Source organism: Leptospira broomii serovar Hurstbridge str. 5399 (assembly GCF_000243715.2).
Taxonomy (GTDB): domain Bacteria; phylum Spirochaetota; class Leptospiria; order Leptospirales; family Leptospiraceae; genus Leptospira_B; species Leptospira_B broomii.
Genome location: NZ_AHMO02000004.1, coordinates 431,108 through 444,773, shown reverse-complemented (window position 1 = coordinate 444,773; position 13,666 = coordinate 431,108). Strand labels below are relative to the sequence as shown.

Here is a 13,666-nt window from a genome sequence, read left to right as displayed (position 1 = left end):
TCGAAACTTAAATTATCCTACCGTATTGAAAATTTTCGCAATTTTTCGAATTAAAAAACGCGGCGTAATTCTCACGGATTGCGCCAAAACTTTATTAGCAAAACCTGAAATAACTACCGCCCGTCCGTTCTTTACGGCCTCGTATCCCAGTTTTGCAACATCACGAGGGGTCGCTTTCGGAACCATCGGACTATTTAAAAGAGCGGAATTATCCATTTCGGCTCTTTTAAAGAATTCCGTGCTCGTCGGTCCGGGACAAAGGCAGGTTACTGTGACACCTACTTTCTTCAATTCTTCGGAAATGCCTTCCGAGAAAAAAAGTACATATGCCTTACTCGCATAGTAGTTCGCCATCAACGGACCCGGTTGAAAGGCGGCGGTCGAAGCGACATTTAGGATTTTTCCGGAATGCCTATCGACCATATCCTTCAAAAACAAATGAGTCAATGCGACGAGTGATGTCACGTTCACTTGGATCAGTGATAATTCTTCGCTCAAATCCAAGGTGTCGAAGCGACCATTCGTACCGAATCCCGCATTGTTTACGAGCAGGTCGACTATCGCTTTTTTCTTTTTCGCAAAATCGTAGATCTTCTTCGGACTTTTAGGATCCGACAAATCGAGCGCAAGAAATTCGGTTTTTGCGCCCAAAGATTCAGTTTCCTTTTTCACTTTTGCCAATGTTTTTGCGCTTCTGGCTACGAGTATCAAATCGTATCCGTCGGACGCCGCCAATTTCGCAATTTCATAACCGATCCCGGTACTTGCGCCGGTTATTATGGCCGTTTTTTTCATTAAATAAGCTCTCCCTAAAGCCGCCTGACAATTCCAGGCGTGGGGGCAATAATATGCGAAATTAGAAAGCGGGGAAAGAATAAAAATCGAACTTATAGATTAGTTGGTCCGGCCAACTGAAGAAAAAAGCTTTACGATCCGATTTCTCCCGAAAGGATCCGATAACCTATGATACGTTTATACGGATATCCTATCAGCAACTACTCCAATAAGGTGAAGCTCTTTTTGTTGGAAAAGAACATCGAATTCGAAGAGATACGTACTCCCTATTCCCAGGACGAAGAATTTTTGAAGAGGAGTCCGATGGGAAAGATCCCTTATATTGAAATCGACGGAAACTATCTTTTCGAATCTCAGGCGATCATCGAGTTCGTTGAGGCGAGTTTCCCGAATACGAAGCCACTCTTTCCGAAAGATCCGTTAAAAGCCGCATTAGTAAGATCCATAATTACGATTATAGAAAATTATATCGATACCCCCGCAAGGAAAGTGTATACTCCCGGCTTAAAGCAAGAATCCGTTCCGGCGGAAGCGATTCAGGAGGTGCGAACCTCGTTAAGGATGGCTACATCGGCTTTGGCAAGAGTCGTCAAATTCTCTCCTTTTATCGCCGGATCCGAATTTACAGCCGCGGATTGCGCCGCTTTCGCTACGCTTCCACTTGTCATTGATAATCTAAGCGAGTGGATTTCCCCCTGTCCTATAGAAGAATTATCCGGTTTAAAGGCCTATTTAGAGATGATGAATTCTCTTCCAGGACCTGCGAAAGTGGAAAAAGCAAGGGCGACGATTATGAAAGCTTTACGCAGAAGTAGATAATAAGGGAACTCTTTCTCCTAATTACAGGCCGTTCGCAATTTATTGTGCGGCGCGATCTGATTTTCAAAATCTCGGATTTGAATTCGTATAAAACTCAAGTTGTATTCGATTTCAAAAAATCTGGTTGACTCGCGCCGTTCTGAAATTAACCTTCGAGTGGCCTTATGGAAGCAGAGAAAGTCATTTCAGTCCCAATCAAAGAACTTCCTCACCTGAAAGTAATCCTCGCGGGTTGGTATAACTTCCTTAAGGACAGCTATGACCAAAAAAAAATCGACGCGAGCGCTTTTAAGGACTCTTTAAAAACCAGCGTTGTCTATAATATCGATTCCGATCAGATCGAGCTTCTGCTTTCGGGAACCGAACAGCTACTTCAGAACTTCCGCAAGAACCTTTCTTAAATTCCCGAACATCGACGACCGATGACTCCTTTCATCGAGCAATTTTAGTCGTCGAAAAATCTCCGCCCTCCGTTAAATAGCCGGCTTAGGCGACTAAATCGTATAGCCGTAATAGAGCCTCGGGGCTAGGATCTCGACCTAGGAATTTTCTGAATAAGTTCATTGCGTTTTCGGAACCGCCCTTTTCCAAAATATTATTTTTATAACTCTCCGCGAGCGGCGCATCGAAAATTCCTTTCTCTAAGAAAGCAAAGAATGCATCTGCAGCCAGAAGTTCCGCCCATTTATAACTGTAATAGCCCGCAGCATAACCTCCCGAAAAGATATGCGAGAATCCGTTTTGGAATTTATTATAGGAAGGCGGCTGTAAAATACCCACCTCTTTACGTACTTCATCGAGTATTCTCTGTACTTCGTTTTCCGTATGTTTTCCCATATGAATTCGCATATCAAAAATTCCGAATTCTAGCTGACGTAATACTCCTAGCCCGGCTAGAAAATTTTTAGTCGCTTTCAATTTATGGACTAAGACTTGCGGCATCGGCTCCTTGGTCTGATAATGAAACGCGAAGAATTGCAAAACCTGCGGTTCGTACGCGAAATTCTCCAGAAATTGCGAAGGAAATTCCACCGCATCCCATTCGACTCCGTTGATGCCGCTGACAGGCGGCTCCTCCACCTTCGTACAAATATGGTGCAATGTATGACCCATTTCATGGAATAGAGTCACGACATCGCTATGCTTTAATAGAGAAGGAGATCCTTCCTTCGAAGGAGGAAAATTACAGACCACGAATGCCGTCGGTAGCGCTACGCCTTGCGGCAATCGGTTACGAGAAGCCCAGTTATTCATCCAGGCTCCGCTTTGCTTATCTTTTCTGGATTCAAGATCTAGGTAGAGCTGTGCTCGTATTTGAGATTCGCTTTTCAGCTGATATACTTCCACTTTAGAATCCCAAGTCGGCGCGTCGGTTTTTATCAATTCAAAACCGAAAAGCTTCCTAAAGAATTCGAACGCACCTTTCACGACCGAATTTTTTTCGAAGTAAGGTCTAGTTTCCTCTTCGTCGAAATCGTACGACTGCTTCTTTAATTTCTCTGACACGTAAGCAGTATCGAAAGCTTGCAGATCGTCGATGCCTAATGTCTTTGCGAATTCCGATAATTCTTTAAATTCTTTTTCCGCAAACGGTTTCGCTTTCTTTCCTAATTCTTCCAAAAAATTCAAAACGGTTTTTGGGGAATCCGCGACTTTCGTCGCCAAAGAAAGTTCTGCAAAGTTCGAATAACCGAGCAATAAAGCCTCTTCGTCCCTCAATGCTAAAATTTCCTGGATAAGTTTTCCGTTCTGAGGCGCCTTGGTCACGTACGCTTTATATAATTCTTCCCGCTTATTTCGATTCGTACCGTACGTCATATACGAAATATAGCTAGGAAACTGTAACGTGAACGAATAGGACCCGTCCGAATTCCTGTACAAGGTTTTATCCGATTCCGGGATTTCCTTTACGTCTTCCTCCGATTCGATTCTCATTTCATACGCATTCGTTGCATCCAGAAGATTTTGGGAAAATTGATTGTCCACATCCGAAAGACGAAGTTGGATCTCCTGCAAGCGCTTCTTACGTTCCGGTGGAAGTCCCACGCCGCCTAATTTAAACTGCAATATTCCGTCTTCCAATACCTTCTTTTGCGGCTGGCTTAAGGAATTTTTCTCGCGATTAAAAATCGTCGTATAAGCCTGAAAGAGTTGCTCATTCTGACCGAGATCGGAATAAAATTCGGTTACTTCGGGTAAAATCTCCGTATAATTGCTCTTAGACTCCTCGTTATTCTTAACGCTATTCAGATGAGACAATACGGTAAAATCCAAATGAAGGTCCTGAAGAGCGTCGTTTAACGGTCTTATTAAGGAATCATAGGTAGGCGAATCTTGAACTAATAATCGTGATAGGAGTTCTTTAGAAAAGGAAATCTTCGCGCGTATTGAATCTTTTAGATTTTCCAAAGGCACATTCGGGAATTCACGAAAAGGAAGAGTTTTGTCCATCAAGAACAGAATCCTTAAAACCTCAAAAAGCCGCATCCTTTTTTGCGGTATCATCTTGACAAAGCTCGAATCATCGATTCCAATTCCGTCGAGAGCCCGCATTATGAATAATCCGAGCATTCTTATTTTATTGTGTATAGGATTGCTACTCGAATGTTCGGGTACTAGTCTACCGAAGTTCCCGCTTGCAGACGGCCCATGTAATGGGGAAAATCTACCGATTCTGGTTCAACCTGAAAAGGATATTCTAGCCGGAAACGGGCTGCTGACGACGTATTGCAAAAGTGAAATTACTCCGTCGGGAGTCGAATTAAGAATTACGTATGTATTCCAGGATGAGATTCATCCAAATCTCCTGAAGGACTTCTTCTACAGAATTTATAGAAGATTCAAATATGGACGCACTTCCGATTTAGAATCGATTCGAGTAAAATTGAATCCGGAAGGAAAACTTTCGGAAATCGATCTGACAAATGTTTATTCCGGCGATCAGATCTTTTTGCAGGACCCTGTCGAACATTATGATTCCATTCTAAAACCACCCCAAATGGAATTTCGAAATTTGCGACCGGTTCTTTTCGTAAACACCTGGAACCATATGTTTGGAGAAAAGGACACGAACCCCGATCTTCCGAAAATGGAAATTCTCGGCGGAGAATTGAGATACGGATCCAGAGAATTGCTCGAGAGCTATTTCAAAGGAAGGTTGTGAAAAAGCCTTTTCCGAGGACCCAGTGTGGAAATCCTAGGAAAAATTAAAGAAAAGGCAGGAGCTCCATGGCAAAAATTCCAACCACCCCGTTCGCGGAACTGGCACCTAAAACTCCGGTGGACACCGGTAAGGTCAAAAGGGAAATCTACGGACGTTATCTCGAAGAATTTACCGAAGGAGCGATTTTTGAACATCCTCGGGAATTAACGATCGATAGGGCGTTTGCTCAGGAATTCGCAACCACATTCATGGAAGCAAATCCTCTTTTTCTTTCCGCTCCTTATGCTCAAGCGCATGGATTTAAAGATTTATTAATTTCCCCGTTAATGGTTTTCAACCTAGCCCTCTCGCTCGGAGTACAAAATGATTCCGAAAAAGCGCTCGCGAATTTAGGCTATTACGATGTTCAATTTCTAAAACCCGTTCATCCGGGCGATACTCTATCCGCAAAAACTAAAGTGCTGAAAGTGGACGATAAAGGTCCCGATAAACCGGGAATCGTTCATGTGCGCACGATTTGCCTGAATCAAAATAGGGAATTAGTTCTGCAGTACGAACGAAAGATCATGATCTATCATTCGAACGGAAAACCGAAAGGCACTCCAAAACCGGTAGTAAAAGAAGCGTTTTTTCCGGAGACAAATCAGCCTCAAATCGAATTACCGAATTTAAAACTTCCGAAAGGTTTCGAGACCGCAACTTGGTCGGATACTTACTTTGAAAATTTCGAGGCGGGTCAAATTTATATTCACCAAAATGGAAGAACTATAACCGACGAACATTTCCCTTGGACGTATCGAGTCGGTAACACTCATCCCTTGCATTATGATCGGTTATATTCCGCCGGAATTTCCGGGCCGATGGGAGGAGATCCCGTCGTTTATGGAGGACTCGTATTTGCCTGGTTATGCGGATTAGCGTCTCGGGATACAACGGAGAATGTTCTTTGGGATTTGGGATTTACCGAGGGATATCACACGCAACCTTCAATCAGCGGCGATACGGTTACGGCTATCTCAAGAATCCTCGCTGTAAAAGATAGAGGAAACGAATTCGGAATTCCCGCAGGAGAAGTTCATATCCAGTTCATCGGTTTGAAGAATATCAAAGCAAACGACGCTTTTGAAAAATTTGGCGAAGAACTTTTCTTAAAGGAAAACGATAAGAAGAAATTAGGAAAAGAAAAACTTCCTGAAAAGATTTTCGAAATCGAGCGGAAAATTCTTGTTAAGAAAAAGTGGTAAATCGCATGAAACGACGGAATCATCTATTCCGTCGTTTTTCCTAAAGTTACAAACCGGGAAAATTACGGGTTTAATCTTACTTGTTTAACATCTTCGATCCTGAGAGAAGGGTTCATAATTGGCAAAAATATAGAAGACTAAAAAATTGCAATTTCCGTCGGAATTTTTTATAATAAACCGCTTTGATCCCTAAATACTAGAAAGAATTAAGATTTCTCTAATGTTGCACTCATGGAACCTTTTGAGACGGCCATTCTTGGGTCGGGTCCGTACGTCAAAATAAGTTCCTGAACATGCTCAGCGTGTTCAAATTCTCCCGCAAAAACGACAGTCTTTTTTTGCGTATCCACTTCCACCGCATGACGAAACGCCTGTTCCATAGTCATGGTGCAGACTTCCATTAACATTTCGATCACATAGTCATACGTATGCTCGTCGTCGTCCCATAGTACTACTTTCCACGGGCCGCCTGTTTTTGCAGGGTCCTCAACTGTAGTCTCTTCGATGACGGGTGTCTGGGACTTTTTAACTCTTACCCGAAGCATTCTCCGGGTCGATTAGCGTTTTACTTCGGAAGAAATGCGGGCTATTTTAATTGAATAGCTTTCCGGGCTAATTCCACTATATTCTTAGCTCTTAGGCCAAAATAGTCCAGTAATCCCGACCAGGTTCCCGATTTTCCGAACGTATCTTTCATTCCTAATTTTAGGATTCGGACCGGATATTCCTCCGAAAGAAACTCGCTAACTGCAGATCCGAGTCCACCAACCACATTATGTTCTTCGCAAGTTACAACGACGCCGCAAAGTTTCGCGTATTTTAGAATAGCATCCTTGTCGATCGGTTTAATCGTTGCCATATTCAAAAGAGTCGCTTGTACACCCAAGGATTCCAATTCTTTGACCGCAATCATTGCTTCGTTTACAAGTACGCCGTTCGCTATAATCAGCACGTCCTTACCTTCGCGAATTACCTCTGCCTTACCGATTTCGAATTTATAATTTTCCCGTTCGATGAGCGGCACGTTTGGGCGTCCTACTCTTACGTAAACCGGACCGTTATAATCCGCGATTGCGCGGATTACTTGCTTAGTTTCGTTATAGTCCGAAGGACAAATTACGACCATTTCCGGAATGACTCTCATCGTTCCGAAATCTTCGATGCATTGGTGGGAAGCGCCGTCTTCACCGACGGTAATTCCTCCATGAGAAGCGACCAATTTAACGTTCAAAAACGGATAAACGATACTGTTGCGAACGACTTCCCAAGCTCTCCCGGAAAGAAACATCGCAAAGGAGGAGGCGAACGGTACGTAACCTGCCAAAGCAAGACCGGCCGCATGCCCCACTAAATTTTGCTCGGCGACTCCGATATTGAAAAATCGATCCGGATATGCTTTTGCAAATTTATTCGTCTTTGTCGAACCGGAAAGGTCCGCATCCAAAACGACAATGTCCTTTCGTTCCGCTCCCAATTCGTGCAGAGCGTCTCCGTACCCGTCACGGGTAGCCTTTTGATCGGAAGTGGAAACGGAAGGAGCGCCCATTAGCCTTTCAAAGCCTCTGCTTTGTCGGTTTTTTCCCAAGTAAAGGTTTCTCCACTACGACCAAAGTGACCGTAAGCAGCCGTTTCGCGGTATTTTCTTCCTTTTTCTAGCAGTTTGAGCGAATCGGTAATTCCACGAGGAGTGAGTTTGAAATTAGCGCGAATTCGTTTTACGATCTCCGCCTCGGAAAGTGTTCCGGTTCCGAAAGTATCGACGTGAACGGAAACAGGATCGGCAACTCCGATCGCATACGCTAGTTGAACCTCGCATTGCGAAGCCAGTCCGGCTGCTACTACGTTTTTAGCTATGTAACGTCCCATGTAAGCTGCGGAACGATCCACTTTAGAAGGATCTTTTCCGGAGAAGGCTCCTCCACCATGACGACCGTAACCGCCATACGTATCCACGATGATTTTACGACCGGTCAACCCGGTATCTCCATGAGGTCCACCGATGATGAATTGGCCGGTAGGGTTAATAAAGAATTTCGTATCTTTCAAAAAGTTCGCCGGAATTACTTTCTTAATACATTCTTCGATAACGGTTTCTTCGATCGTCTTGTGATTTACATCCGGAGTGTGTTGAGTCGAAATAACGACCGTATCCACACGAACAGGTTTTCCGTCCTTGTATTCTACGGTAACTTGAGATTTTACGTCCGGACGAAGCCACGCGAATTTCTTTCCGTGTCTGAGTTGGGCAAGATATTTGACTAGTTCGTGAGAGTAGTAAATAGGCATCGGCATGAGTTCCGGAGTTTCGTTGATCGCAAAACCGAACATCAGTCCTTGATCGCCTGCGCCTTGTTCTTTAAAAAGCCCTTCCCCCTCGGTAACTCCCTGAGAGATATCGGGACTTTGCGCATGTATATGAGTCGAGACGACAGCAAAATCGGCGTCGAATCCCATTGTAATATCCGTATACCCTATATCGCGGATCACGTCCCTGGCAATTTCGGCAGCGTCTACTTTTCCTTTACTAGTTACCTCGCCGGCAACTACGACGAGATTAGTCGTCACCAAAGATTCGCAGGCAACCCTTGATTTAGGATCCTGTGCAAGGTATGCATCGAGGATAGCGTCTGAAATTTGATCACAGACCTTGTCTGGGTGGCCTTCCGAGACCGATTCCGAAGTGAAGATAAAGTCTTTCAGGGACATTAGGCTTAATTCCTACTAATTCTATCTTAGCGGGATTTACAATCCCGCCATAAAACTAAAAACCTCCGGAACCTGACGGTGTCAAGTGAATCCGATCCGGAAGTTTCCGGTCTTTCCCCCTATCAGGCAAATTTAAAGCAATCGTTCGGAAATTGATTTGTAGGATTTTCCATGGAAGAAAAACCTTTTCTGAGATGAAAATTCGGGTATCCGATATCAAGGTCAAAAATCGAATTCGAAAGGATTTAGGCGACCTCCAAAGTCTTCGTACTTCTATTCAAACTCTCGGTCTTTTACATCCGATCATTATCGATTTAGACAATAAACTGGTTTCCGGCGAAAGACGACTTGAGTGTGTAAAGTCTTTGGGCTGGGAATATGTGGACGTGAGAATCGTCGACGTTCGGAGCAAAAAAGAACGAATCCTGATCGAGGCGGAAGAAAATAATGTCCGCCTACCATTCTCCTCCGAAGAGCAAGATAGAGTTCGAAAACTCTTGCAACGCTATTCTTACACAAGCTTTTTAGGAAGGCTTTGGGCTTGGATATTGGATCTTTGGGACTGGTTCGTGGATTGGATTTCCAGAAAATAATATTTCTGTTAGCCTTATCAAGCACGAGTTTCGGAAGTTCTTGTTCCGAAACCTTTTCTCATTTCAGCACTTCAACGTTCATCCTCCTGTAATTCAATTTCACCTAACTATACGTAAAAGACTCACGCCTATTAACGTCGATCATTCAATTTTTTATTGTTCAAAAATCGGCAATCAAATTCCATCTTTTTGCGCTGCCAAAAACCTTAGAAACAAAAAATTATTAATTCGATTTACAAAAACAAAACGGTTCCTTAGTGTGAGCAATCCATACCAAGGAGAGTCTCCCGAATGAAAAAGTCTTTGATTCTTATGGTTTCTGCAATTCTTGCGAGCTTTACTGCTTGCCATGGCGGATTACCATCCCTTAAAAGCTCCATCCCACTCCCAGACACCGGACTTAGCGCTCCGTCAGTTCCGGGTGTTGCCGCTCCAAAACCGATGTTAGGTTATTCTGAAACTGTTAACTACTGGGGATTCATTAAGCCTGGTCAAAAAAGTGACGGAATTGTAGACGGAAATAAAAAAGCATATTATCTATATGTTTGGGTTCCTGCTGCAGTTGCTGAAATCGGTGTTCGTATGATTTCTCCTACCGGTGAAATCGGAGAGCCAAGTTCTTCAGACATCGTGAGTGATAGCTTCAAAGCTGCAACTCCAGAAGAAAAAAGTATGCCGAACTGGTTCGATACTTGGGTCCGTGTTGAGCGTATGGCAGCAATTATGCCAGACCAAATCGAGGCCGCTTCTAAAAAACCAGCTGTTCAAAAACTGAAAGATGATGATGACGGCGATGACACTTACCATGAAGAGCGTCACGCAAAATACAACTCTCTAACTCGGATCACCATTCCGAATATTCCAAAAAGCTTGGACGAGTTGAAAAACATCGACACTAAAAAACTTTTAGTTCGCGGTTTATATAGAATCGCTTTCACCACCTACAAACCAGGTGAAGTGAAAGGATCGTTCGTTGCTACGGTCGGTGTTTTAGGTGTTCCAGGAACTCCAGGACTTTCTCCGATTGTTCACTCCAATCCTGTTGAATTAGAAAAGCAAGCTATTGCCGCAGAAGAAGCTCTTAAGAAAGCTCTTTCTGGTGCTAAAAAATAAGCTTACTTATTATATAAATCGGGAAATACCCGGAAGGCCGCCGAAAGGCGGCTTTTTTATGCTCGCAGCCTTTTCGAAATTCATTAATTGGAATTGGGAAGATTCTATTAAGCTATTGCGATAGACCCGGCACAGATTGTTTGTTTTGGTGTAAAATTTGGTATCCCCACCCTTCCTGGGCGGGGGCCGGTGTGGTGGTACCCGCTAGCCTCGATAGTTTCGACTCCATATCAGAAAGCCGCGCTTCCGCCAACACTTTTTCTTCTGAAGATTCAGTGGGAGTTCCCACACAACCTTAGTCCATTACTTTTTTAGCGAACACCGTTCTTTTCTTTCAGACACTCGAATAAAAAAAGAGAATCTATGAATTTACCTTTTCCTAAATTTAAGGTAGTATAACCAAGTTTTACAGAAACGTTACGTGAATAAACGTACGTTCAATTCCAGGCAAACCGGGAGTGTTCAAATGATCGAAAATAATTACTTTATTGAGAACGAGGATTTATCGCAACAAGTCCAGTCAGTAATTGATTGGAATGAAATAGTAGACTCATTCGAACAGGGATTTAAAGACCAAAAAGAATTCGAGCGCTCAGGTAAAGAGGAATTGGCGATGGCACCAAGTTCCGTCGAAGAGGCCGTGGAATATTATAAATCCATATTAGAGTCCGCGGGTGAAATTGCCGGTCTTGAAATAGCACCAAAAGCAAAGGAAATGGATGCAGAAGGTTTAAAGTATTCCAATGGTAAAGTTATCTTCCCGCAGACCATGATGGAATGCCTCGCAAAAGTGAAGGAGGCCGGTATTTTACCGTATTCAATCGGACGAAAGTTCGGAGGATTAGGAATTCCAGCCACCATCCAAGCGATGCTTATGGAAATTTTTGCCCGAGCGGACGGTGCATTCGCAATCGCAATCGGTTGCATGAATTTAGCGGAGACGATTGAGCGCTTCGGATCGGAGGAATTGGTCCGGGAATATGTTCCTAAGATGGCAGCCGGAGACCTTTGCGGTGCGATGGCTTTAACCGAACCTAACTACGGTTCCGATCTTCCCAATCTGCAAACCAAGGCAATCAAAGACCCTTCCGGAACATGGAGAATCACAGGAGCGAAAAGATTTATCACTCATGGTTGCGGTTTCGGTAATATTCCTTCGGTAATTCTAACTCTTGCAAGAACCGGTAGTCCGACGAGCGGAGCGAGAGGACTTTCTTTTTTTCTAGTAAAAAGCAGCGATGTTCAGATCGCCGGGATAGAAAAGAAGATGGGGCTTCATTGTTCTCCGACCTGCGAAGTAGTCTATGAGAACTCGCCGGGAGTTCTTATCGGAGAGGAAGGCTACGGTTTAGTACGATATTCGATGGCAATGATGAACGGGGCAAGACTTTCCATCGCGGCTCAAGCCCTAGGAATCGGAACTGCGGCTTACTACGAAGCGAAAAAATACGCCGAAGAGCGCGAGCAATTCGGAAAGAAAATTCAGGATATTCCTGCCGTCAGAAAAATGTTGGAATCGATGGATAGGGAAATCGTCGCAATGCGAGCCATCCTGCAAGAAGCTTCCCGATCAATAGATCTTTATCATTGGAAATCCGAACATCTCAAAGAAACCGGAATGGATGAAAGAGAAATTAAGAAAGACGAAACTATTCGTAAATGGGAAAAGCTGGCAAACCTCTTCACTCCCCTCTCGAAATACTACATCACGGAACAAGCCAACAAAATCGCATACGATGGATTGCAAATACATGGAGGTGCCGGCTATACCTATGATTACGACATTTCTAGAATCGTACGGGATGTGCGAATCACCAATATTTACGAGGGGACAACGCAATTACAAATAGTCGCAGCGATCGGCGGAGTTGTTTCAGGCTTAAGCCCAAAAGGACATTTAAGGCAGTATTTGGACGAGGAAATCGCAAACTTCCCTAGTAGCGCGCTGCTTTCCAAAGTAAAAGAGAAATTAGAAACCAATTACGGTTTATATACTTCCCTCGAAAGCGGAGAAGATAAAGACGAAGTTGCATTCGAGTTGGTCGAGTCCGCCGCCAGAACCGTTAACGGACTCCTGCTTGAAAGAGGAGCGAATAAACTTTCCGGAAAACGAAAGGAAACTCGCCTCGCTTTAGCAAACGGTTACAATTTAGATAGCATAGCAATCTTGGAAAGCAACCGGATTCGGATTCAAAATAAAAAACGATAAGTATCCGTACTTCAGTCGGCTCTTCTCTATTTATAGAGATTCGTTTTCTATAGCTCGATATGTCCTATGGAAAACGTAGGAATTTATCGAGCTGCATTCGATATGAAACCTCGAATATACATTTTGAAAAATGATCTTAAACGATGGAAGGGAATCTAACTATCGATTCCTGCGTTTAATCTAAACTTCTTTTTTCAAAACTTCCGATATTTTAGCCCGAACGTTCGAGGAACCTAATTCTTGAATTTTATCGGAATCGATTATGATATTACCTTTTAAATCCGCCCAGGCAGCGTTTAACATCGCTTTAGCGACTACCGATCCTTCTATTGACCTATATTTCCTCAAAGGTCCGATTAAAATCGGATTTAAGAATATTGCGAGTATTGCCCCGATTTTTTCGCCTATTCTAAATTCCTTTCGATCCCCCTCCAATAGAGAAGGTCGGAAAATACCTAGATATTCGAATCCTAATTTGGAGATTTCCCGCTCCACCTCGCCTTTTACTTTATTATAAAATACGATTGATTCCGAATCGGCGCCTAAGGAGCTAACCAGGGAAAATCCCCTCACCCCGTTAGATTTAGCCGCCTTGGCAAAGGAAATCGCATACTCAAAGTCAACCTTCCGAAAATTCTCTCGAGTTCCAGCTTGTTTAATCGTTGTCCCTAATGCGGAGAATGCATCGGTAACGCCTTTCGGAATATCTTGAAAATGATCCCAATCCACAAGTATCGGTTCTAACTTCGGATGCGACCAAGATAAGGGTTTACGAACGATCATATAAACCTTGTCCCAATCTGCATCAAGCAAAAGTTCTCGTACCAATTGACTTCCGACTAAGCCGGTTCCACCGGCAACGATCGCGATACGATGTTTCATATTCCACTCCGATGTTTGTAGAAGATGCTATGTCCGAGTCTTTATCGTCCAGACATTTCTATCATTTTGAAAACCGCTTAGACCCGATAAAATCTCTCAAGTGTCTTTTTTTCTTCTCCCAAAAACGAAGTTAGTAATATCT

At 43.5% G+C, this 13,666-nt stretch carries 13 protein-coding genes; 7 read left to right on the top strand and 6 right to left on the bottom strand.

Annotated features, from left to right (window positions below):
• Positions 1–12: 12 nt before the first annotated feature.
• Complete coding sequence (locus tag LEP1GSC050_RS02205; RefSeq protein ID WP_010569435.1) at positions 13–795, bottom strand: SDR family NAD(P)-dependent oxidoreductase; 783 nt, start codon at positions 793–795, stop codon at positions 13–15.
• Positions 796–963: 168 nt separating this feature from the next.
• Here LEP1GSC050_RS02205 and LEP1GSC050_RS02200 point away from each other — a divergent pair, with 168 nt between their 5' ends.
• Positions 964–1,614, top strand: a complete 651-nt coding sequence (locus LEP1GSC050_RS02200) for a glutathione S-transferase family protein (protein WP_010569434.1) — start codon at positions 964–966, stop codon at positions 1,612–1,614.
• A gap of 164 nt (positions 1,615–1,778) precedes the next feature.
• Complete coding sequence (locus LEP1GSC050_RS02195; RefSeq protein WP_020986960.1) at positions 1,779–2,015, top strand: hypothetical protein; 237 nt, start codon at positions 1,779–1,781, stop codon at positions 2,013–2,015.
• A gap of 85 nt (positions 2,016–2,100) precedes the next feature.
• Here the strand turns inward: LEP1GSC050_RS02195 and LEP1GSC050_RS02190 are convergent, their stop codons facing one another.
• Positions 2,101–4,065, bottom strand: coding sequence for a M3 family metallopeptidase (locus LEP1GSC050_RS02190; RefSeq protein ID WP_051184834.1), 1,965 nt, complete (start codon positions 4,063–4,065; stop codon positions 2,101–2,103).
• A 103-nt stretch (positions 4,066–4,168) separates the two neighbouring features.
• On the opposite strand from LEP1GSC050_RS02190, the gene lsa23 reads away from it, so the two are divergent.
• Both lsa23 and LEP1GSC050_RS02180 read left to right on the top strand, forming a co-directional pair.
• Complete coding sequence (lsa23, locus tag LEP1GSC050_RS02185) at positions 4,169–4,777, top strand: surface adhesion protein Lsa23 (RefSeq protein WP_010569432.1); 609 nt, start codon at positions 4,169–4,171, stop codon at positions 4,775–4,777.
• Positions 4,778–4,842: 65 nt separating this feature from the next.
• A complete protein-coding gene (locus LEP1GSC050_RS02180; protein ID WP_010569431.1) occupies positions 4,843–6,021 on the top strand; it encodes a MaoC family dehydratase in 1,179 nt (392 codons plus the stop codon).
• 206 nt (positions 6,022–6,227) lie between these two features.
• On the opposite strand, the gene LEP1GSC050_RS02175 is transcribed toward LEP1GSC050_RS02180, so the two are convergent.
• The 3 genes from LEP1GSC050_RS02175 to metK are packed head-to-tail and all read right to left on the bottom strand — an operon-like array spanning position 6,228 to position 8,727.
• A complete protein-coding gene (locus LEP1GSC050_RS02175) occupies positions 6,228–6,566 on the bottom strand; it encodes an ATP-dependent Clp protease adaptor ClpS (RefSeq protein ID WP_010569430.1) in 339 nt (112 codons plus the stop codon).
• A gap of 41 nt (positions 6,567–6,607) precedes the next feature.
• Positions 6,608–7,567, bottom strand: a complete 960-nt coding sequence (locus tag LEP1GSC050_RS02170; RefSeq protein WP_010569429.1) for a transketolase family protein — start codon at positions 7,565–7,567, stop codon at positions 6,608–6,610.
• On the bottom strand, positions 7,567–8,727 hold the full coding sequence (gene metK, locus LEP1GSC050_RS02165) for a methionine adenosyltransferase (protein WP_010569428.1): 1,161 nt from the start codon (positions 8,725–8,727) through the stop codon (positions 7,567–7,569). The genes LEP1GSC050_RS02170 and metK overlap by 1 nt, the downstream gene beginning before the upstream one ends.
• 194 nt (positions 8,728–8,921) lie before the next feature.
• Between metK and LEP1GSC050_RS02160 the strand changes: the two genes are divergently transcribed.
• The 3 genes from LEP1GSC050_RS02160 to LEP1GSC050_RS02150 all read left to right on the top strand — a co-directional run bounded on the left by LEP1GSC050_RS02160 (position 8,922) and on the right by LEP1GSC050_RS02150 (position 12,642).
• Entirely contained in the window at positions 8,922–9,320 is a 399-nt protein-coding gene (locus tag LEP1GSC050_RS02160; RefSeq protein ID WP_010569427.1) for a ParB N-terminal domain-containing protein, read from the top strand.
• Between the two features lie 291 nt (positions 9,321–9,611).
• Positions 9,612–10,433, top strand: coding sequence for a major surface lipoprotein LipL32 (gene lipL32 / locus LEP1GSC050_RS02155; protein ID WP_010569426.1), 822 nt, complete (start codon positions 9,612–9,614; stop codon positions 10,431–10,433).
• Between the two features lie 466 nt (positions 10,434–10,899).
• Entirely contained in the window at positions 10,900–12,642 is a 1,743-nt protein-coding gene (locus LEP1GSC050_RS02150) for an acyl-CoA dehydrogenase family protein (RefSeq protein ID WP_010569425.1), read from the top strand.
• 180 nt (positions 12,643–12,822) lie between these two features.
• Here the strand turns inward: LEP1GSC050_RS02150 and LEP1GSC050_RS02145 are convergent, their stop codons facing one another.
• Positions 12,823–13,524, bottom strand: a complete 702-nt coding sequence (locus LEP1GSC050_RS02145) for an oxidoreductase (protein WP_010569424.1) — start codon at positions 13,522–13,524, stop codon at positions 12,823–12,825.
• Positions 13,525–13,666: the final 142 nt, after the last annotated feature.